Source organism: Vibrio sp. B172a (assembly GCF_030248355.1).
Taxonomy (GTDB): Bacteria; Pseudomonadota; Gammaproteobacteria; order Enterobacterales; family Vibrionaceae; genus Vibrio; species Vibrio owensii.
Genome location: NZ_JAHGAC010000015.1, coordinates 84,834 through 106,551, shown reverse-complemented (window position 1 = coordinate 106,551; position 21,718 = coordinate 84,834). Strand labels below are relative to the sequence as shown.

At 45.5% G+C, this 21,718-nt stretch carries 14 protein-coding genes; 9 read left to right on the top strand and 5 right to left on the bottom strand.

Annotated elements, in window-relative coordinates; translation table 11 throughout:
* The first annotated feature begins 213 nt into the window (after positions 1 to 213).
* Entirely contained in the window at positions 214 to 4,917 is a 4,704-nt protein-coding gene (locus tag KIT90_RS16240; protein WP_285377546.1) for a DUF3320 domain-containing protein, read from the top strand.
* A 131-nt stretch (positions 4,918 to 5,048) separates the two neighbouring features.
* Here the strand turns inward: KIT90_RS16240 and gcvP are convergent, their stop codons facing one another.
* The 3 genes from gcvP to KIT90_RS16225 form a co-directional block, all read right to left on the bottom strand.
* Positions 5,049 to 7,913, bottom strand: a complete 2,865-nt coding sequence (gcvP, locus tag KIT90_RS16235; RefSeq protein ID WP_285377545.1) for an aminomethyl-transferring glycine dehydrogenase — start codon at positions 7,911 to 7,913, stop codon at positions 5,049 to 5,051.
* Positions 7,914 to 8,042: 129 nt separating this feature from the next.
* Entirely contained in the window at positions 8,043 to 8,423 is a 381-nt protein-coding gene (gcvH, locus tag KIT90_RS16230; RefSeq protein ID WP_005451648.1) for a glycine cleavage system protein GcvH, read from the bottom strand.
* A 51-nt stretch (positions 8,424 to 8,474) separates the two neighbouring features.
* The gene (locus KIT90_RS16225; RefSeq protein WP_005451650.1) at positions 8,475 to 9,770 is read right to left on the bottom strand and encodes a serine hydroxymethyltransferase; all 1,296 of its coding nucleotides are present in this window, start codon (positions 9,768 to 9,770) and stop codon (positions 8,475 to 8,477) included.
* A 379-nt stretch (positions 9,771 to 10,149) separates the two neighbouring features.
* Between KIT90_RS16225 and KIT90_RS16220 the strand changes: the two genes are divergently transcribed.
* Positions 10,150 to 10,773, top strand: a complete 624-nt coding sequence (locus KIT90_RS16220; protein ID WP_005431308.1) for a helix-turn-helix domain-containing protein — start codon at positions 10,150 to 10,152, stop codon at positions 10,771 to 10,773.
* Between the two features lie 267 nt (positions 10,774 to 11,040).
* Complete coding sequence (gene gcvT, locus KIT90_RS16215; protein WP_020197065.1) at positions 11,041 to 12,159, top strand: glycine cleavage system aminomethyltransferase GcvT; 1,119 nt, start codon at positions 11,041 to 11,043, stop codon at positions 12,157 to 12,159.
* A 152-nt stretch (positions 12,160 to 12,311) separates the two neighbouring features.
* On the opposite strand, the gene KIT90_RS16210 is transcribed toward gcvT, so the two are convergent.
* Positions 12,312 to 13,037, bottom strand: a complete 726-nt coding sequence (locus tag KIT90_RS16210) for a TetR/AcrR family transcriptional regulator (protein WP_285377529.1) — start codon at positions 13,035 to 13,037, stop codon at positions 12,312 to 12,314.
* Between the two features lie 163 nt (positions 13,038 to 13,200).
* On the opposite strand from KIT90_RS16210, the gene KIT90_RS16205 reads away from it, so the two are divergent.
* From KIT90_RS16205 to KIT90_RS16190, 4 genes are all read left to right on the top strand, one after another.
* On the top strand, positions 13,201 to 14,274 hold the full coding sequence (locus tag KIT90_RS16205; RefSeq protein ID WP_285377528.1) for an efflux RND transporter periplasmic adaptor subunit: 1,074 nt from the start codon (positions 13,201 to 13,203) through the stop codon (positions 14,272 to 14,274).
* Positions 14,274 to 15,335 (top strand): efflux RND transporter periplasmic adaptor subunit, encoded by a 1,062-nt coding sequence (locus tag KIT90_RS16200; RefSeq protein ID WP_005441949.1) that lies wholly within the window; start codon positions 14,274 to 14,276, stop codon positions 15,333 to 15,335. Before KIT90_RS16205 ends, KIT90_RS16200 begins: the two co-directional genes overlap by 1 nt.
* Positions 15,335 to 18,394 carry an efflux RND transporter permease subunit gene (locus tag KIT90_RS16195; protein WP_285377526.1) on the top strand — a complete coding sequence of 1,020 codons (3,060 nt, stop codon included), beginning with the start codon at positions 15,335 to 15,337 and terminating at the stop codon, positions 18,392 to 18,394. Before KIT90_RS16200 ends, KIT90_RS16195 begins: the two co-directional genes overlap by 1 nt.
* 259 nt (positions 18,395 to 18,653) lie before the next feature.
* On the top strand, positions 18,654 to 19,367 hold the full coding sequence (locus tag KIT90_RS16190; RefSeq protein ID WP_285377525.1) for a hypothetical protein: 714 nt from the start codon (positions 18,654 to 18,656) through the stop codon (positions 19,365 to 19,367).
* A 138-nt stretch (positions 19,368 to 19,505) separates the two neighbouring features.
* Here KIT90_RS16190 and KIT90_RS16185 read toward each other — a convergent pair whose 3' ends face one another.
* Positions 19,506 to 20,063, bottom strand: a complete 558-nt coding sequence (locus KIT90_RS16185) for a porin family protein (protein ID WP_041053116.1) — start codon at positions 20,061 to 20,063, stop codon at positions 19,506 to 19,508.
* A 303-nt stretch (positions 20,064 to 20,366) separates the two neighbouring features.
* Between KIT90_RS16185 and KIT90_RS16180 the strand changes: the two genes are divergently transcribed.
* Positions 20,367 to 21,200 carry a winged helix-turn-helix domain-containing protein gene (locus KIT90_RS16180; RefSeq protein WP_285377524.1) on the top strand — a complete coding sequence of 278 codons (834 nt, stop codon included), beginning with the start codon at positions 20,367 to 20,369 and terminating at the stop codon, positions 21,198 to 21,200.
* Complete coding sequence (locus tag KIT90_RS16175) at positions 21,191 to 21,685, top strand: hypothetical protein (protein WP_285377523.1); 495 nt, start codon at positions 21,191 to 21,193, stop codon at positions 21,683 to 21,685. Before KIT90_RS16180 ends, KIT90_RS16175 begins: the two co-directional genes overlap by 10 nt.
* The last annotated feature ends 33 nt before the right edge of the window (positions 21,686 to 21,718 follow it).

Genomic DNA, 21,718 nt, shown 5'->3' with positions numbered 1-21,718 from the left:
ATCTCATCCCGTACAAAAAAGGCGAACCACGCGCGCGGTTCGCCTTTTTTGTAGATGTAGTCTTTACATAAGCTAATTTCTTTAGACATAGTATCATTTTTGTTTCATACATTTAATGTTGGATTTGCTTCAGATCATTGATCTATTTTATGCTGCGTGAGCTAATTGTTGGTATAGAATGCGGTTAATCGAATGTAGGGTTGTTATTAAAAGATGAATTCAAATCTTAAAGATATTTTTGATAAAAGCCGCCAAGAACTCCTTGATATGGGGCTTAGAGGGAACACGCTACTTAATGTTGGCAAGGGAGCTAAAATTCTAGACATCGTTGATGAACGAGCTGAACAGGTTTTTGAACACTTGGTTGAAGACTCAAAAACGATGTCATTCCTTCCTGCACCAGACTCTCTTGATACAGAGGACAGCAAATCAATATCTTTAACTGATTTGACGGCTCATCTTGAAGAAGCCAATGGGGACAAGAGGCACGCTGATAATGCGCTGCAAACTCAGCTGTTTCGAAAGTCTCTTGATACTCGTCTGTTAAAACTCAGCACAGAAGCAACGACATTTGTCCAAGAACAGGGTGTTGACCTTCTTTATCTAGCTCTTGGTTTCGTGAAATGGTTTGAAGACGAAAACTCTGATAAACCAAGACACGCTCCACTAGTACTTATCCCTGTCGAAATCTTTCGAGCAGATGCTAGTGATGCATATAAAATTCGCTACACTGAGTCAGAATTAGGAACAAACCTGACGCTTGCTGCCAAACTAAAGATGGAGTTTGGTATTACTTTACCTGAATTTGAAGAGGGTGAGGACGGCTATGATCTCCAAGGGTACTTAGACTCAGTGGCAACTGCGATTGTCGGCGAAAAACGTTGGTCAGTCGAGAGTAATAAAATCGTTTTGAGTTTCTTTTCGTTTGGTAAGTTTCAGATGTATCAGGACTTATCTGATGATGTCTGGCCTAAGGGCAAGAAACCGTCGGAAAATAGCATAATTCAAAAGCTTTTCACCGAAGGGTTTGAACGTGATGCCACTTTACTAGAATCAAAACCAATGGACGTGAACCGTGTTGAAGAAGTCCAGTTGGTTTTAGACTCCGATTCAAGTCAGACAGAGGCCGTTCTTGCTGCAAAGTCTGGAGCAAACCTTGTGATACAAGGTCCACCAGGTACAGGTAAGTCTCAAACCATCACAAACATCATCTCTCAGGCTTTATCTGATAATAAAAAGGTACTGTTTGTTGCTGAAAAAATGGCAGCGCTTGATGTTGTTAAACGCCGATTGGATAACTGCCATATTGGTGATTCAGTGTTAGAGCTGCACTCACATAAGGCGAACAAAAAGTCTGTACTTTCTTCACTAGAGCACACACTGATGCAGCATGCTCCCATTACTCCTGAGAGAAGTGAAGATATTGATCGTTTAGTTTTCCTTCGTAACAAGTTGGACGATTACTGTCTCTCAGTGAATGAAAGCATCGCCAATACTGATGTTAGTTACCATGATGCTTTAGGTTATAGCTCTCAGCTAGAACGAACCATTACTGACGCTTCAATCGAGCTAGATGAACTACCGAAAATCGACTTTGACCTAAACGTATGGAGCAAGAGCTACTATGTAGCAGCCCTCGCTAAGATAAATGAAGTTGTTGATTATTTGACTGAGCACGCTGCACCAAACGTGAATCTATTTTCATCTACTCATCTCCAAGATTACTCACCATCAGATGACAAGGCTGCACAAAAACTTGTCACTGACGTAGTGCAAACACAGCAAGCGATCATTGACCAAGTTAAAGCCCTTCATGTTTGTGCTGGATACGTCTCACCGATAGCTACCTATACAGATTGTATTTCAGTGCTTGATGGTCTGTTTCTTATTGCAGATAGACCAGATATTCAGAGTGTCGATGCAATCTCATCTGCTTGGGAGTCAAAAGGCGATGCGATACTCGACTTCGCGCTTCAAGGTGCAACGTTGCAGGACCAAAAGTCAGAGCTATCAGAACACTTTGTCGATAACGCATTAGAATATGATTGGATGCCAACTCGTGGCTCGTTGCTTACAACGGGTCAAAAGTGGTGGCGATTCTTATCTGGTGATTACCGTAAAGCAAAAAGCACTTATGCAAGTATGTGTAAGAAAGGGCTTGTTGGTGGAGCAAGTGAATGGATTGAAAAGATTGACTCGGTAGTTGAATATCGTTCAGCTCAAAAACGTTTTATCGATTCTGCACAACTGGCAATCGATACCATCGGCAGTCACTTTAAAAATGAAAGTACTGATTGGAAAGCTGTGCTGAAACCACTTCAGTGGGTGCAACAATGTCATTCAGGTATTAAGTCTGGAGCACTGGATCATAGCGCCGCCCAGTACCTAAACCCATCAAAGGAAATTGCATTTGATACTGTAGAGCTTGATAAGGTTACGGCGCTTATCGAAAGACGCACGAAAGTAATCAATGAACTCGCATTACTGCTGCAACTAGATTCCAGCTCTTTTGTTGAACGATGTGACGCTCTTAAATGTGATGAAGTTGAAACGCTCGAAAGTGATATTCAGAAATTTTATCCATTAACACGTTTTAATCGTTTAGGGTCAGATCTAGATTCCATCGGGCTATCTGCATGGAGAGAGCAGGCATTTACTTGGACGAAAGAGTCCACGCTTATTCGAGATTGTTTTAAGTACACATTCTACAGTTCACTTGTTGATCACCAATATGATTCACGGGATGAAATCCGTTACTTTGATCGTGTTGAACATGAAAAACAGATTGAACAGTTCAGCTCTATTGACGGTCAATTGTTCCACTTTGCTCAAGAGTCGTTAGTAAAACTGCTTTACGATAATCTACCGAATCCATCAGCAAGAGGTGAGGTAGAAACGCTAAGACGTGAGTTTAATAAGAAGCGTCGTCAAATGCCGATTCGACGTCTGCTGAACAAATCGGGTCGAGTGATTCAACAGATCAAACCTGTCTTTATGATGAGTCCAATGTCGATTGCTACCTATTTAGAACCAGGTGTTGTTGACTTCGATTTGGTTATCTTCGATGAAGCATCACAGGTAAAAGTTGCCGATGCTCTCGGAGCCATTATGCGTGGTAAACAGGTCATCGTTGTTGGTGATACGAAACAGATGCCTCCGACAAGCTTCTTTGGTAAGCAGCTAGTCTTAGATGATGAAGAGGCAGAAGAGAGCCTAACTGCGGATATGGAAAGTATCTTAGGTATGTTCTTAGCGTCAGGTACCCCCGAGAAAATGCTTAAATGGCACTACCGTAGCCGTCACGAGTCGTTAATTGCAGTCTCTAACCAAGAATTTTATGACAACAAGTTAATGATTTTCCCATCATCAGGCATTAACCCTCATGCCAAGGGCTTAAGTTTCAATTACTTGCCGAACACGACGTATGACCGCGGTGGTTCAAGATGCAATATGGGTGAAGCTGCCGCAGTTGCTGAAGCCGTCATTAAACATGCTAAAACCACTCCAAAACAAACACTAGGTGTGGTCGCATTTAGTACGGCCCAACGTGATGCCATTCTCCTTGAGGTTGAACGTTTAAGAAAGGCGAACCCAGATCTCGAGCACTTCTTTGGAGAGCATGACGAGGGGGAAGACTTCTTCGTTAAAAATCTAGAGAACGTACAGGGTGATGAGCGTGACACCATCTATATCAGTATCGGTTATGGTAAGACTAGTGAAGGGCGTTTACCAATGAGCTTTGGTCCGCTAAATATCGATGGCGGTGAACGAAGACTTAACGTTCTTATCTCTCGTGCTCGTATGTGTATGGAAGTATTCAGTAACTTTAAGGGGGACGAGATGCCAACGACTGCTGCATCTCCATTCGGTGTTCGAGCGCTTAAGAACTTCTTACATTACGCTGAAACAGGTGACTTGGTTAAGAGGGAAGAGACAGGCAAAGGTCCTGATTCACCATTCGAAGAAGAAGTGATTTCTTCAATTCGTTCGCTAGGTTATCAAGTTCAACCACAGGTGGGGTGTGCAGGCTTCTATATTGATATTGCTGTGAGAGACCCCAATAAACCGGGACGATACATGCTGGCAGTGGAGTGTGATGGTGCAACCTATCATAGTTCCAAGAGTGCTCGTGACCGAGACCGTATACGCCAGAGTGTCCTTGAAGGACTTGGGTGGCGCTTTCACCGTATCTGGAGTACTGACTGGTTCCGTAATCGCCATAAAGAATCAGAAAGGCTCGATGATGCGATTAAATCAGCAATTGCATACTACGAAGCCTATGATTCAGAGTCATTAGCTGAAGAGGTGGTGAAATCAAAGTCCAAAGCAAAAGCTGCGATAGAAAGAGTAGAGGTTGAATATGAATCGTCTGCTGCAATCTATCAGGTCTACCCTACGGATCAGCTATACCTTGGGCTAGGTGATACAATTCCTGATGTAAGTACAGCAACTTTAGCTGAAGATATTCTTAAAGTTGTGGAGCGTGAGTCTCCTATACATGTGAAACAGCTTAGCATCCGTTTGTTATCAGCGGTGGGTAGTTCTCGAAGTGGTGCTCGAATCAACCGAGCAATTCAGGATGCTATTGGCTTACTTAATAGACAAGGTAAAGTCGAACTTGATGGTGAGTTCATTATTATTAGTCAAGGTGAGATCACAATTCGTAACCGAGCTGAACTGCCATCTAATGAGCGCAAGTATGACCTGATTTATGATGGTGAAATTGCAAAAGCCGCAATAGAGACTGTTAAGGATAGTTTTACTATATCAATTGGTGACCTAGTTAAGTCTATTACGGAAGTTGTGGGCTTTTCTAGTACAAGCAAAGCGATGAAAGATAGAACTGAAGCAATACTTTTTCAACAAGTTCAATTAGGTTATCTGCAAGTAAAAGGTGACACTTTCCAACTACCTTAAATGGGTGTGCAGGTAGGCGAAAAACTATTGTTTAGTTATTCAAATTGTTTGTAGTTATCTCAAGTTACTTAGTGAGTTCTTAAAAAGGCGAACCAATCGGTTCGCCTTTGTCTATTTAGATTCTACAAAAATTAATCTTCGTAGTTATCAATGCTTGGGCACGAGCAGATTAGGTTACGGTCGCCGTATACGTTATCTACGCGGTTTACTGTTGGCCAGTACTTCCAAGATTTGGTTGCTTTAGAAGGGAAGCAGCCAAGCTCACGAGAGTATGGGCGATCCCATTCATCTTTCGCTAGGTCAACTTGAGTGTGTGGCGCGTTAACAAGTGGGTTGTTATCTAGCGGCCATTCACCGTTCTTAACCTTCGTCATCTCTTCACGGATTGCGATCATCGCATCACAGAAGCGGTCTAGCTCTTCTAGGTCTTCCGATTCTGTTGGTTCAACCATGAGCGTGCCCGCTACAGGGAACGACATAGTTGGTGCATGGAAACCGTAGTCCATTAGACGCTTCGCGATGTCTTCTTCGCTGATGCCTGTTTCTTCTTTTAGTGGACGAATGTCGATAATACATTCGTGCGCTACACGGCCGTTTGAGCCACGGTAAAGAACAGGGTAGTGAGGGCGCAATTGCTCCATCACGTAGTTCGCGTTCAGAATCGCTACTTTCGTTGCGTCTGTTAGGCCAGCTTCGCCCATCATTGCGATGTAAGCCCAAGAGATAGGCAGGATAGACGCGCTACCCATATCCGCTGCGGATACTGCGAAGTTTTCGCCGTCTGCACCGTTTTCAATGTGACCCGGTAGGAAAGGCGCTAGGTGCGATTTCACACCGATAGGACCCATACCCGGACCGCCACCACCGTGTGGGATACAGAAGGTTTTGTGTAGATTTAGGTGAGAAACGTCAGAGCCAATAAAGCCTGGCGTTGTTAGACCAACCTGTGCGTTCATGTTTGCGCCGTCTAGGTAAACCTGACCGCCCGCTGCATGAACCATTTCACACACTTCTTTCACTTGCTCTTCGTATACGCCGTGCGTAGAAGGGTAAGTGATCATGATGCTTGATAGGTTGTCTTTGTGCTTCTCGATTTTTGCTGCTAGGTCGTCGATGTCGATGTTGCCTTCTTCATCACACTTAACCACAACCACTTTCATTGACACCATAGACGCTGTCGCAGGGTTAGTACCGTGCGCAGAGCTTGGGATCAAACATACGTTGCGGTGACCTTCGCCACGGCTTTCGTGGTAGCGTTGAATCGCGATAAGACCTGCGTACTCACCTGATGCACCAGAGTTTGGTTGTAGTGAGAATGCGTCGTAGCCTGTGATTTCACATAGCTTCTCTTTAAGATCTTTTGCTAGTGCTGCGTAACCGGCTGCTTGTTCTGCTGGTGCGAACGGGTGGATCGAACCAAACTCAGGCCATGTTACTGGAATCATCTCTGCTGCTGCGTTCAGCTTCATCGTACAGCTGCCCAGTGGGATCATGCCGTGCGTTAACGAGAAGTCTTTGTTCTCTAGCTGTTTTAGGTAACGCATCATCTGTGTTTCGCTGTGGTGCGTGTTAAACACAGGGTGCGTTAGGTATTCTGTTGTGCGGCGCAGTGCTTCTGGAATCGCTGCAAACTCGTTACCTGCGATTTCCGTTGATAGGGCTGCGACTTCTTCTTTCACACCGAATACTGCGAATAGGGCTTCTACGTCTGCCACGGTTGTGGTTTCGTCGAAGCTTACACCTAGCTGAGTACCCAACTTACGTAGGTTGATGTCTGCTGCTAGCGCTTTCGCGTATAGATCTTCGGTTTGTGCACCAGTATTGATGGTGATGGTGTCGAAGAAGCTGTTGTGAGCAAGCTCGAAGCCGCCTTTCGTTAGGCCAGCAGCTAGGATCGCTGTCATGTGGTGCGTACGACGAGCAATCGTGCGTAGACCTTCGGCGCCGTGGTAAACCGCGTAGAAAGACGCCATGTTCGCTAGTAGAGCTTGAGCGGTACAGATGTTTGATGTCGCTTTTTCACGACGGATGTGCTGCTCACGCGTTTGCATTGCCATGCGCAGTGCTTGGTTGCTGTTGGTATCGATAGAAACACCGATAACACGACCTGGCATTGTACGCTTGTGCTTGTCACGTGTTGCCATGAAGGCAGCGTGTGGACCGCCGTAACCCATAGGAACGCCGAAACGTTGTGCTGAGCCGATTGCAACGTCTGCGCCCATTTCACCTGCAGGTTTCAGTAGGGCAGAAGCCAATAGGTCAGTCGCTACGGTTACTAGCGTTTTGTTCGCTTGTGCTTTTGCGATGATGTCCGTTAGGTCACGAACTTCACCCGTTGTGCCTGGGTATTGAACTAGCGCGCCGAATACGTCTTGCTCTGGTAGTGATTCTAGAGAACCAACTAGGACTTCAAAGCCGATGAATTTCGCACGAGTTTTTACTACTTCGATGGTTTGTGGGTGAACGTCGTCAGCAACGAAGAATACGTTACTCTTGCTCTTACCCGCACGCTTACAAAGTGTCATCGCTTCTGCGGCTGCCGTTGCTTCATCGAGCAAGGACGCGTTCGCGATTTCCATACCAGTAAGATCCATCACCATTTGTTGGTAGTTTAGAAGTGCTTCTAGACGACCTTGTGAGATCTCTGGTTGGTAAGGGGTGTAAGCGGTGTACCAGCCCGGGTTTTCCATCACGTTACGTAGAATTACGTTTGGCGTGAAGGTGTTGTAGTAACCCTGACCAATGAATGTACGTTTAACTTGGTTCTGATCGGCGAACTTACGCATTGCTGCCAGCATGTCTGCTTCGCTTTTCGCTTCTGCCAAGCTCATTGGCTGCTCTAGGCGAATTTGCGCTGGTACAGTTTCGTCGATAAGTGCATCAAGGCTTACTGCGTTGATCGCTTCCAACATTTTTTGTTGGTCAGATTTGTTTGGTCCATTGTGGCGAGCAACGAACTCATTCTGTGTGCTGAGGCTTTGAAGTAATTCAGTCATTGTCCTTTACCTACTCCTTGGTTCGGGTAACGGATTTACGCTACTGATAATCTAAATTATACGTCCGAACCTAGAAAAAAAGCTGTCCACTAATCGTTATGCTAGGGGACAGCTTTCGTCTCATCCTAATTACTCTTCTTCGATAGAGCTTAGGTATTCTTCCGCATCTTTTAAGTCATCCAACTCAGATGGGTTTGAAAGCTTCACTTTCACAATCCAACCACCTTCGTATGGTTCTTCGTTGATTAGCTCTGGGCTGTCTTCTAGCTCTTCGTTGATTTCAACTACTTCGCCAGTGATTGGTGAGTAGATGTCTGAAGCGGCTTTTACTGACTCAACCAAAGAAAAGCTTTCGCCCGCTTCGACTTCATCTTCCACGTCTGGTAGGTCAACGAAAACTACGTCACCTAGCATCTCTTGAGCGTGCTCTGAAATACCGATAGTTACTGTGCCGTCACCGTTGTCACGTACCCACTCGTGGCTATCTGTAAACTTCAGTGTTTTGTCCATTGCTTAATCTCCAAATAACTTGTCAGGATAGTTTCTGATTTAATAAATCTTTTATTGGTAAAGAGGGTAACGACTGCAAAGCTCTTTCACTTGCTTGCGTACGCGTTTTTCTACTTCTGCGTCACCTTCAGGGTTGTTCACCAAACCGTCCAGTACGTCACCAATCCAATTACCGATGAGTTTGAATTCTTCAGCGCCAAAGCCGCGGCTTGTACCCGCAGGCGTTCCTAAACGGATGCCCGATGTAATCATAGGCTTCTCTGTGTCGAATGGGATGCCATTTTTGTTACACGTGATACCTGCACGCTCTAGTGCTTCTTCTGCTTTGTTACCTTTCAAGCCTTTAGGGCGAAGGTCAACCAGCATCAGGTGCGTGTCTGTACCACCGGTTACGATGTCGCAACCGCGAGTTTGCAATACTTCCGCCAGAACTTTTGCGTTGTTGATCACTGAATCAATATAAGTTTTGAATTCAGGACCAAGCGCCTCACCGAACGCCACTGCTTTAGAAGCAATCACGTGCATCAGTGGGCCGCCTTGTAGACCTGGGAATACCGCTGAGTTGATTTTCTTAATGATGTCTTCGTGGTTGGTCAGAATCATACCGCCACGTGGGCCACGCAGTGTTTTGTGCGTTGTAGTCGTAACAACGTGTGCGTGAGGAAGCGGGCTAGGGTGCGCGCCTGTTGCGATAAGACCGGCGATGTGTGCCATGTCGACCATAAGAATCGCGTTTACTTCGTCTGCGATTTCACGGAATTTTGCGAAGTCGATAGTACGTGGAATAGCACTACCACCTGCGATGATCATTTTTGGTTGGTGCTCAAGTGCCAGTTGGCGTACGTCTTCGTAGTTGATTTCTAGTGTTTCGCGGTCAACGCCGTATTGAACTGCGTTAAACCATTTACCAGAAAGTGCAGGGCGTGCACCGTGTGTTAGGTGGCCACCTGCGTCTAGAGACATACCAAGAATGGTGTCGCCAGGCTGAAGTAGTGCCAGTTTTACTGCGCCGTTTGCTTGTGCGCCTGAGTGTGGTTGAACGTTTGCGTATTCACAATTGAAAAGTTTTTTCGCGCGTTCGATAGCAATGGCTTCCACTGTATCTACGTGCTCACAACCACCATAGTAACGGCGACCTGGGTAACCTTCAGCGTATTTGTTTGTTAGGCATGTGCCTTGAGCTTGCATTACCGCTTTAGAAACGATGTTCTCAGAAGCGATAAGTTCGATTTGTTCGTTTTGGCGAGCGAATTCTGCCTGAATTCCAGCAAAGACAGCGTCATCTGTCGCAGAGAGGTTGGTAGAGAAAAAGTTTTCCAAGCTGTGGTTAGGGTAACTCTTGTTCATGGTAGTTGACCTTCCAAATCTGAAAATGAACCCGCAGTAGAAATAGTTGTTTGATTGCGATGGTGGCTCATTTGTCCTCAAAACAGCTGAACTGCATAGCAGAACAGAGTGAACTTTCGGCCCGAATAAGTGGGCAAAACTCCGTCGGATTGTGGTTTCTCTTGTCCAATCTCTTACGGAAATGTGCATCTCTACATCTAACAAGTTGGTAACATAGCGCTTGCGGCACGAACAATCAACCAAAAATTTCCTATAGGAAACGAGATTTCTGGTTTTGTTAACAAGAGCACGCTTTAATTAACTCGGTGGACTTTTATCCACTATAGGCTTCATGCACAATGCTAATAGGAAGGAATAAAGGATATTTACAGAGGGATTTATGGCAGAAAGTATTTACGATGAATACCCGTCAATGACGTTGGCGAAAGAGCAGCAAGACCAAAATATTGAACCGCTTAAGCTCGGTCAGCGCATTAAAGATATCCGCTCTAAACTTGGTATTACGTTAGAAGAGGCGAGCCAACGAACTGGCCTTGCGCGTTCTACGCTAAGTAAGATCGAGAATGAACAGATTTCTCCAACGTTCCAAGCGATGCAAAAATTAGCGCATGGCTTACAAATTGACATGCCGCAACTGTTTGAACCGCCAAGAAAAAAGGTCGCGACAGGGCGCAGGGATGTAACCAAGAAAAAAGAGGGTAAACCACACCCAACCCAAACCTACGAACACGAGCTGTTGGCGACTCAACTTTCCAATAAGAAAATGATGCCTTTTAAGAGCCAAATTCGTGCCCGTAGTTTTGACGAATACAAAGACTGGGTTCGCCATGATGGGGAAGAATTTTTACTCATCTTATCAGGTGAGGTGATGTTTTATTCTGAGTTCTATGAGCCTGTTGTATTAAGCGAAGGCGACAGTGTGTATTACGATGCGAACATGGGTCATATGTTGACCAGTGTGAGCGAGGAAGATGCGCACATTTTGTGGGTGACTGCCAAATAGTGATAAATAGTTGTAAATTTCCTATAGTGAAAGCAAACGTTTGCTATTGGTTTTGAATGCGTTATGATGGCGCTCTGTTGATGATATCTCACTCAACAGAGCGCCTTTTTTGTGCGTTTTGTTGTGATTAAAATGTTAAAAGTCACACTTTTGAAAGTCGAGCGATGTCTTGTTCGTGCAAAATTGAATCAAGCGTGTTTATTATTGGAAACATTATTCGATGCGAATGCCGACAGCATTCTCGGGTCTATCTAAATGGAGACGAAAATGACTCAAGAACTTCTGAAAACACCACTGCATGCACTTCATGTTGAAGTAGGCGCAAAGATGGTCCCGTTCGCGGGTTACGACATGCCAGTTCAATACCCACTAGGCGTAAAGAAAGAACACTTACACACTCGTGATGCAGCAGGTCTGTTCGATGTTTCTCACATGGGTCAACTTCGTTTGATTGGTGATGGCGCAGCAGCGTTCTTAGAGACACTGGTTCCGGTTGATATTGTTGACCTAGGTGCGGGCAAGCAACGTTATGCTTTCTTTACTAATGAGCAGGGCGGCATTATGGACGACTTGATGGTGGCTAACCTTGGCGACCATCTGTTTGTTGTTGTGAACGCAGCATGTAAAGAGCAAGATATTGCACACCTTCAGGCGCATCTTCCTTCTGGCATCGAGCTAGAGATCATTGATGATCGCGCACTGCTTGCGATTCAAGGTCCTAAAGCGGCAGAAGTACTAGCGCGTTTCGCACCAGAAGTAGCAGAGATGCTGTTTATGGATGTTCGCAAAGTTGAGCTACTAGGCGTTGAGTGCATTGTTTCTCGTAGTGGTTACACAGGTGAAGACGGTTACGAAATCTCGGTTCCTGCGGACAAAGCAGAAGAGCTTGCTCGTAAACTCACAGGTGAAGAAGAAGTAGAGTGGATTGGTCTTGGTGCTCGTGACTCACTTCGTCTTGAATGTGGTCTGTGTCTGTACGGTCATGACCTAGACACAACAACAACGCCGGTTGAAGCAAGCCTACTATGGGGCATCCAGAAAGTACGTCGTGCTGATGGCGAGCGTGCAGGTGGTTTCCCTGGTGCTGACATCATTCTTAAGCAAATCGAAACGAAAGACGTTGCACGTAAGCGTATTGGCTTGGTTGGTCAAACTAAAGCACCAGTTCGTGAAGGCGCTGAGCTGTTCGATGCAGACGGCAACAAGATTGGCGTGGTAACCAGTGGTACAGCAGGCCCTAACGCAGGTAAACCAGTATCAATGGGTTACGTACGTGCCGATCTAGCGGCTATCGGTACAGAGCTGTTTGCAGAAGTACGTGGCAAGATGCTACCAATGACGGTAGAAAAAATGCCGTTCGTACCACAACGCTACTACCGTGGTTAATTAAAGCTCGTCATTCCAGCGAGCCAAAGCGAGACTAGGAATCTAACCATCAGAACGTAGGTTCCATTTCGTTTCCTCTCTGAATCGATAAACACAAACAAAAATGCCGAGCAAATTGCTCGGCATTTTTTATGTTCTTTTGAAAGCTCAACTTATGCGGTGAGCTCCTCGATAGGGCAACACATTTCAATCACAACTTCACTCAGTCTGCTTGGGTGAATCATGTCTTCTTTGTTCACGCTAAACTGGCTTGCCATGATGGTGTTGAACAATTCCCAGTGGTTGATCAGCATTTTCTCGCGATTGTCTGCATCTTCTGGCCACGTCTCTTGCATCATAGGCGCTAGGCTAATCGCACCATGTGCAAACACCAGCATTTGCCACTTTGATTCCCATTGATCAATACGATGCTCTGGATATTCAACGTTGTAGTCAGCAAATAGGTCGGTAAAGATCGCCGCGAACTCATCTTTTGATCTTAAGAAGTATTGCAGCAATGCATCGTCGCCTTGGCGAATCGCATCGGCAATCATTTGAACTGGGTGCGGGTTAACGAGTGCAAACGCCAGCATTCTTACCATGAACAGGTAGATTTTTTGATTCGATGGCGTATTCGCTGGCATTTCGCTTACCAACTGCGCCATGTAGCTTTGCATGAATTCGTCCATGCCATCGCTGACGGCTTGCCAGATTTTCTCTTTGCTGCCGAAGTGATGGCGAATCAAACTATGAGACACACCAGCCTTCTCACTGATGTTTCGAAGCGAGACACGTTCGTACCCTAACTCACAGAACATATCTGCCGCGACTCTTAGAATCAGGCACTTAGTTTGCTCAGCGGCTTCAGCACTTCTACGGCCTTGCTTTCTTTCTGTCATAGTTCGAATTTTCCCGAATATTAATCAACGCGCCTATTTTTACCAGAAACCGGACAGTTTGCCTAATTATTTTATTATCCACGTGGAAAATATGTTGATCATTTTTTTGTTATACATATACTGCACACCTGTGTAGTAAATATAAAGTCGATGGAGAAAGCCAGTGCGAAAACAATACTTAAAGCGCACATTTGTCGGAGCCGCGGTGGCATTGAGCCTCGCCACGATGCTGACAGGGTGTAACAAAGCCGTATCAGAACCGTCTGAGCCATTAATCAAACCTGTAAAATTACTTGCTGTTAATGATCTGACTGTTGCCGATTCCGATGCATTCCTTGCACGAATAGATGCAACGTACAGAGCCCAACTTTCATTTCAGGTAGGTGGCGAAATTGAGAAGTTGATCGTGAGAATGGGTGAAGAGGTGAAGCAGGGCGATGTACTTGCAACGCTAGACCCAAAAGACTTGCAGTTAGCTCTTGATGCATCACAAGCGCAGTACGCATTAGCGAAAACCCAATGGGAACGCTCGAAAAGTTTGTACAACAAGAAGCTGATCAGTACAGACAGTTACGACCAACAAGAAACGCAATACAAAGCGGCACTGGCAAACTTAGAGCAAGCGAAAACCGATTTGAGCTACACAGAGATTCACGCGCCGTTTGATGGTGTGGTGTCTTATACCTACGTGAAGCCATACCAAGTGGTTGCTGCTAAGCAAGAAATCCTAAACCTAATCGACAACACCACTTTGGATGTGTCGTTTACTTTACCTGTGACTTACGCCGAAGCGGTGTCATTGAACTCACTTAAAGATGCAGAGATGTGGGTGACGATGGACAGCGAACCAAACAACCGCATCCAAGGCAAATTCAAAGAAATCTCTACTCAACCCAATGCCGACACCAACAGCTACGAAGCGATCGTGACGATTACTCGTCCTTCTGATCGTAACTTGCTAACGGGCATGACAGGCCAAGTACACATTGCGAAGCAAAACGTATCGAACGCGATGATGCTGCCAAATGCGGCTTGGGTGTCGAAAAACGGCGCTCATGGTGAGGTTTGGGTAATGGACAGCGATACACAGCAAGTGAATAAAGTGACCTTGTCACTAAATGCGAACGGCGCTGTGGAGTCGGGTCTGGATAAGAATGATTACGTTGTTATTGCAGGTGTTGAACGCCTAGTGGAAGGCCAAGTCGTGAAAGCTTGGGTTCGTGAGGAAGGTATCTAATGAAACGTTCATTATTCACAGTATCGGCTATCGCACTGGCGGTACTCACCGGTTGTAACAGCACAGACGAAGTCACCGCAGAGCAGCCTTTGTATGTTTCTACGGTTGCTGTCGATGTTCCAGTAAAAAGCCAATACCGCACATTCAAAGGCCAAGTTGTGCCTGCGGAACAAACGCCAATTGCATTCCGTCGCGCAGGCGAAGTTCAGCATGTGCTAGTCAAAGCGGGTGACACGGTTAAAGAAGGCCAGATGATCGCTAAGCTGGACGACAGTAAAGAAAAGCAAGCAGTAAACGATGCAGAAGCACAATACACGCTAGCGATTCGTCAGCTTAAACGTGGTGAAGAGCTGCATAACCGCCAAATGATTTCAAAAGCGGAATTGGATGAGCTAACAGCAAACAAAGAACTGGCGGAAGCAAACTTCTACAACGCAACAAACCAATTGAACTACACACGTTTATTTGCACCGTTTGCGGGCAAGGTTTCTGATGTATTCAAAGAGCGATTTGAGCGTGTTGCGATTGGTGAGCCGGTTCTTAACCTGTATCAAAGCGACAAAGTTTACGTTCGTATCGAACTGTCAGACAACGTGCTTGCGATGGTAAACCCAAATACACAAAGCATGAGCTACCAACCTCAAGCAACGTTCTCGGGTGACGCGAAATCTTATGCGTTGGATTATTTGGAGCACACCAGTGAGCCAAATGCTCAAACGCAAACCTACCAGATGTATTTAACCATGCCACAACCTGAGGAAGAGATTCTGCCGGGTACTAGCGTAAGCGTTGCAGTAGACATGGTGGCTGCGGGCATTACTTCTATTGATGGCTACAACATCCCAATGACTGCATTACAAGCGGGCAATCAAGATGGTGAGTTTTTCGTCTGGAAATTAAATGGTGACGCTGTCACTAAAGTGGAAGTAACTATCGACCAAGTTAATGGTGAAGGTGCGATTGTGTCATCAGGTGTTGCTCAAGGCGATGTATTAGTGAATTCCAGCTTACGCAAACTGCGCGAAGGTAAGCATGTGGATGTGGTGGAGAAACAACAATAATGAGCATTGCTGAATACTCAATTAAGAACAAAGTCATCAGCTGGCTGTTCATCGTTATTCTAGCGATCGGCGGTGTGACGTCGTTCCTAGAACTTGGTCGATTGGAAGACCCAGCATTTACCATCAAAGATGCGATGGTAATTGCGACTTATCCTGGTGCGACTTCTAAAGAAGTAGAAGAAGAGCTGACGTATCCGCTTGAGAAAGAGATTCGTAAGCTGCCTTATATCGATAAGATTACGTCGACGTCCTCAAGTGGTATGTCACAGATTATGGTGAGCATGAAGATGGACTACGGTCCGGATGAATTGCCGCAAATCTGGGATGAAATGCGCCGTAAAATCAACGATCTGCAACCAACTTTGCCGCAAGGCGTTCAATCTCTGCAAATCATTGATGACTTTGGTGACGTGTACGGCGTAATGCTGATGTTAACGGGTGACGACTACGATTACGTAGAACTGAAACGTTACGCAGACCAACTTACGCGTGAACTCGAACTGATCGATGGCGTGGGTAAAGTTGACATCGCTGGCGACCAACAAGAGATGCTGTTTGTTGAGATTTCATTGGATCGCTTAGCGGCTCTGAACCTCGACATGAATGTAATCTCTGGCTTACTGAACCAACAGAACAATGTGGTCTCTGCAGGTGAAGTAATGGTAAACGGCGAGAGCCTTATTATTCGCCCAAGCGGTACGTTAAACACCGTAGAAGCACTAGAAAACCTGATTATTCATGGTCGCGATACGGGTAACCTGATTCGCTTGAAAGACGTTGCAACCATCAGCCGTGGCATTCAAGAAAAGCCGGGCAATGTGCTGCTGTACAACGGTAAGAAAGCAATCAACATCGGTATTTCGTTTGCCTCTGGCGTAAACGTAGTAGAAGTTGGTCAACGTATTGAAGCTGAACTAGCAAGCCTTGAGACCATCAAGCCAGCTGGTATCGATATGAACTACTTCTACAACCAATCGCAAGAAGTTGACGATTCAGTAAAAGCGTTTGTTATTAGTTTGGCAGAAGCTGTTGCTATCGTAATCATCGTACTGCTGTTCACCATGGGTTTACGCAGTGGTGTGATCATCGGTTTGGTGCTGTTGTTGACGGTATTCGGTACCTTCATCTTGATGAACTACAACAACATTGAACTACACCGTATCTCACTTGGCGCGCTGATCATTGCACTCGGTATGCTGGTGGATAATGCCATCGTGGTGGTCGAGGGGATATTGGTTGGCCTGAAGAAAGGGCGAACCAAAGTTCAAGCCGCAACAGACATTGTGAAACAAACTCAGTGGCCGCTGCTTGGTGCGACAGTCATTGCTATTACCGCGTTTGCGCCTATCGGTCTGTCACAAGATGCGACTGGTGAGTTCATGGGCTCTCTGTTCTGGGTTCTGTGTTTCTCGCTATTCTTGAGCTGGATTACGGCGATTACGCTAACGCCATTCCTAGCTGATCTTCTATTGAAAGAAGAAGACAAGAGCGCAGATGCTGAAGATGAAGACCCGTACAAAGGTTGGTTGTTCGTCGCGTTTGGTGCATCTCTTAAACTGGCGCTTCGTTTCCGTTGGTTAACGGTAGCAGGCATGGTGGCGCTGTTAGTTGGTGCTGTGGTTGCGTTTGGTAGTGTGAAACAACAGTTCTTCCCGCCGTCAAATACGCCTATGTTCTACGTTGATATGTGGATGCCAGAAGGCACAGACATTCGCGAGACCATCAAGAAAGCGGAAGAAGTTGAAAGCTACATCCGTACTCAAGACAACATTGATTTTGTTTCAGCGTCGATTGGTCAAGGTTTGCAGCGTTTTGCTCTGACTTACCAACCAGAGAAGAGTTACGAAGCCTACGCACAGTTCCAAGTTCGTACTACAGACCGTGAGAACATGTTTGAGCTGCTGCACAAGCTGGACGACAACCTAGCGAAGACGTTCGACAAGCCAACGTTCCAGTTCAAGTTGATGGAATTTGGCCCGTCACCAGCGTCTAAGATTGAAGCGCGTATTACGGGCCCAGATCCACAAGTGCTACGTGAGCTTGCGGTACAAGTAGAAGATATTCTTCATACTGACCCGGGGGCTCGTAACATCCGTCACGACTGGCGTGAGCGTACTAAAGAGCTAGTGCCTGTATTCAACGAATCTAAAGCACGTCGCCTTGGTATCTCGAAAGAAGATCTTTCAAGCACACTGCAAATGGCGTTTGGTGGTAGCACACTTGGCTTCCTACGCGATGGTACGCACATTCTGCCTATCATGACGCGTTTGCCAGAAGCAGAGCGTGTGGACTTTGAATCACTGCAAAACGTGAACATCTGGAGTCCATCGCTCCAAAGCTACATCCCAGTTGATCAAGTGATTGATGGCGTGAAACTGGATTGGGATGAGCCACTGATTCAGCGTCGTGACCGCAAACGTACTCTAACGGTGCTGGCTGACCACGATGTATTGAGCGATGACACCGCAGCAAGCTTGTTTGCTCGTGTTCAACCAAAAGTGATGGCACTGCATATCCCAGAAGGTTACGAAATCACGTGGGGTGGTGAGTACGAATCATCGAAAGATGCACAAGAAGGTCTGTTTGGCTCGCTGCCAATGGGTTACTTGTTGATGTTCATCATTACGATGCTGCTGTTTAACTCACTGAAGAAGCCATTGGTTATTTGGTTCACAGTACCGCTGTCTATCATCGGTGTGGCATTTGGCCTTCTGACGACAAACATGCCATTTAGCTTTACCGCGTTCCTTGGTCTATTGAGCTTGAGCGGTATGATCTTGAAGAACGGTATCGTACTTCTCGACCAAATTAACCTAGAGCTAGCATCAGGTAAGGATCCTTACTTAGCGATTGTCGACAGTGCGATTAGCCGTGTTCGACCAGTAAGTATGGCGGCGCTGACCACCATCCTAGGTATGATTCCATTGGTGTTTGATGCGTTCTTCGGCTCAATGGCAATTACGATTATGGCAGGCCTTGGTTTTGCTACAGTTTTGACTCTGATTGTTGTACCAGTCATGTTTGCAATTCTGTTTAAGATCAAACCAACCACTGCATAAGGGACTTCCTGGCTTTATTTATTGTCAGATTCCTGCCAAGCCCTGAGGGTATTCCTCAGGGCTTTTTTGATCTGAGAGAATTAAGATGCGAGATGGAGAAAATAATGGAGGCGAGAATCTAGAAGCGGGAAGAAGATGAAGGTGCAAAGAAGGGCTGGTGGTTTCGTGTACACCTAACTGATTTTTATGATTTTCTTACAAGCGATTGATAAATCATGCGTATACTAAGAACACATCATCATTAAAAGAGCGAACGCAAATGAACAATCGCGGATTACACGGACTCTTCCTATTAGGTTCTCTAACGCTTATTGGCTGTTCTACAACGGACGGCGTTTCTTCAAATACCACGGAAGCGCAAGCGCCAGTGGAAGTGAAAAGTGCCGATGCAACAACAATCGCAACTTGGATTGACCAAAGCATTCTGAACCCAGAAGGGCTTTCTTTAGCAAACGACAAGATCAACTACCAAGTGGGTTCTGCTGACTTAAACAGTGACGGTATGGCAGAACACTTTGTGTTGTTCCAAGATCGTTACTTCTGCGGTAGTGGTGGCTGTACTGGGTACATATTCGATAACAGCGGCAAAGTGCTTAGCCGCATGTCAGTAACCAGAACGCCGATTGCACTTATCGACAGCTACAGTAACGGTTGGCAAGATTTTGTTGTGTGGAGCAATGGCGCATGCCGTCAGATGAGCTTTAATGGTGACTCTTACCCAAGCAACCCATCTGTCCAGCCAAAATACGACCATAACACCCAAGTGCAAACAGCAATCGCGTATGTGATGGCAACCGAGCTTTACCAACAAGACGGTTACGACATTCTGCCTGTCGACGATAAAGAGATCTGGACGCCAGCGAACGTTTATCACTTTACCTTTAAGCATCATGGCGACCCGCACAGTGTGTACAATGCAACGGTGAACTTGAGCAGCGGCGATGTGGATATCGAATCTGAACCCATGCAATAAATTGTCGGTTTAAACACTGCCAACATAAATAAGAAAAGGGCGAACACTTATCATAAGAGTTCGCCCTTTGTGGTTTCTATGTGTTTGCTTTTATTTCTATTGCTTTTAGAGCTTAGGCTGCTTTAGAACCTAGCCAGTTTAGAACTTATAGGTAGCGCCCGCATAGAAAGAGCCAATCTGTACGTCTGTATCCAGACTTGAACCTTTCGGTTTTACTGTGAAATGGTCCATCTCATACGCCGCGCGAAAGGTGATGTTTCCAAATTGAATTGGCGTGTATTCCAGACCTGCACCGATACGTAGGGATAAATCATCTTCATTGTCTGTCGTCGGAATATCAACAGACATATAACCCAAACCAAAGGTTGCGAAAGGGCGTAGGCCATTATTGAACGAGTAACCAATATTCGCCGCTACCGAGACGTTGCTCGCGCCTAAATCATAAGCCGTATCTACGATCTTAAAATCGCCATAATTGGTGTACTGCGCTTCAACCGCAACGATACGGTTGAACTGATAACCGCCAATGATTTTGAATGCGGTGCCGTTGTCATCCACTTTTGTAAACGGGTTATCGTCACTAAACGTGTTGTTACCCACACCGCCGCCAAGATAAAAACCTGAGACATCTTGTGAACCATTTGCTTGAGCACAAACGCTAAAAAGAGCGGATAAAAGGATGATTGTGTTTTTCATAGTTACCTCTGTATGACTGTCTGTCTTTTTATATTTAAAACGGTGTTCATTATCTAAATGAGGCGCTGAAAAACTAAACAAAAAGCAAACAAAAACCAAATAATTCCCATTGATTTAGTCACTTAGGCAATTGTGTGTTTTTTGTGTGATTGGAAGGTATGCATAACAAGAAATCGATGTTTGAATCCTTGATTACGTCCAAACTGGACGCTTTATGCTGGTGTGATGAGGTTAATTTGGTTTTTCGAGTGGTTTGAGAAACCTAACCTATAATTCAAGGAGTTGAGAAAATAGTGAGCCTGTATGCATAGAATCTATTTCGCCAATCTAATCCTCGATCCGACGACAAGGAAACTGTCCAATTCAGACGGCGATGATGTTCCCCTAAGACCGCTGCCATACCAAGTATTGAACTTGCTGATAGAAAAGCAGGGCGTGCATGTGACTCGTGAGGCGTTGTTCGAAATCTGCTGGGATGGCTCAGTCGTTACCGATCAAGCTTTGACCAATGTGATTTCCGGTTTAAGAAAGAAACTGGCTCAGTTGAACGCACAAGGCGTACAGATTAAAACGGTGAGTAAAATTGGCTATTTACTGGAAGTTGATGCGGATGTAAAACCCATCAAACAGAAAGTTGAGATACCGGAACTTCAAACGCTCGAAATTGATGATGTTGAGTCTCAAGTCAAAGCAGCGCCCAAACAAGAAGCTGAATCGCGAGATAAGGCATTTAGCGTAACTCCGATACTGATGACGGGTTTCCTGCTTTTCGCGATTGTCTCTGTGCTTTATTTTCGTCCGTTTGTGCCACATCCTGATTTTCTTAATGATTCGGATTACCAACACTTTTCTGTGTCTGAAACGGACTTCTACTTTTACGATCAAAATCATGACGAGTTAGATCTTTCTGCTTTGGCGAAGAGCCTCAATGATGAAGTATTTCCGGTGTGTCCAGCCATAGTATATTTGCGCGTGTCTGAATCGGCTTATCAAGAAGGGGCGCATATCCTGCGTGCTTTTGCTTTTGCCAAAAACAGCAATAAGAACGTCAACTACATTAAGTTTTCTCTCGATATCGACACCTTGAAAGAAACGGTCTTAGAGAGCATGAGCAGGGCGGATGCAATATGCAGATAAACAAACTCCTCGTACTCAATATTGCATTGGTAACTGGCCTAGTGGGCGTGGTTGTTCACCAAAAGTATTTCCAATCTGATGAAATTACTGGTTCGCGCTGGGCGTGTGCAACGTTTGAAGAAGACTTTATTACCAGAGGTTACCGACGTTATGAAAACATCAGTGATCGTTCTGTCGTGGTGTTTAGCTCGGATAGAGACATGTACATTTTTCAGAAAGGGTCGCTGCTGACAAAAAAGGGCGAAAGCAAAGAATATGAACTGGTTTACAACGGCAAGTATCAAGTGGATGGTCATGCGCTGACAGTGGATTATCAGAAAGTCAGTTGGAATGAACAGCCAACGGAGAGTGAGGTTTTCGTAAGAGACATGAACTCATACGTGGGCACAAAAACGGACTTCATCTACAAAGTGGAAGACGAGCAGCTGTTCTTTTTCAATCAGAGCGAAACAGAAGAGAGTAACTTTATCTGCTATCGGATTTAGCGCCGATTAGATTCCGCTTATTGCTCAATAAAA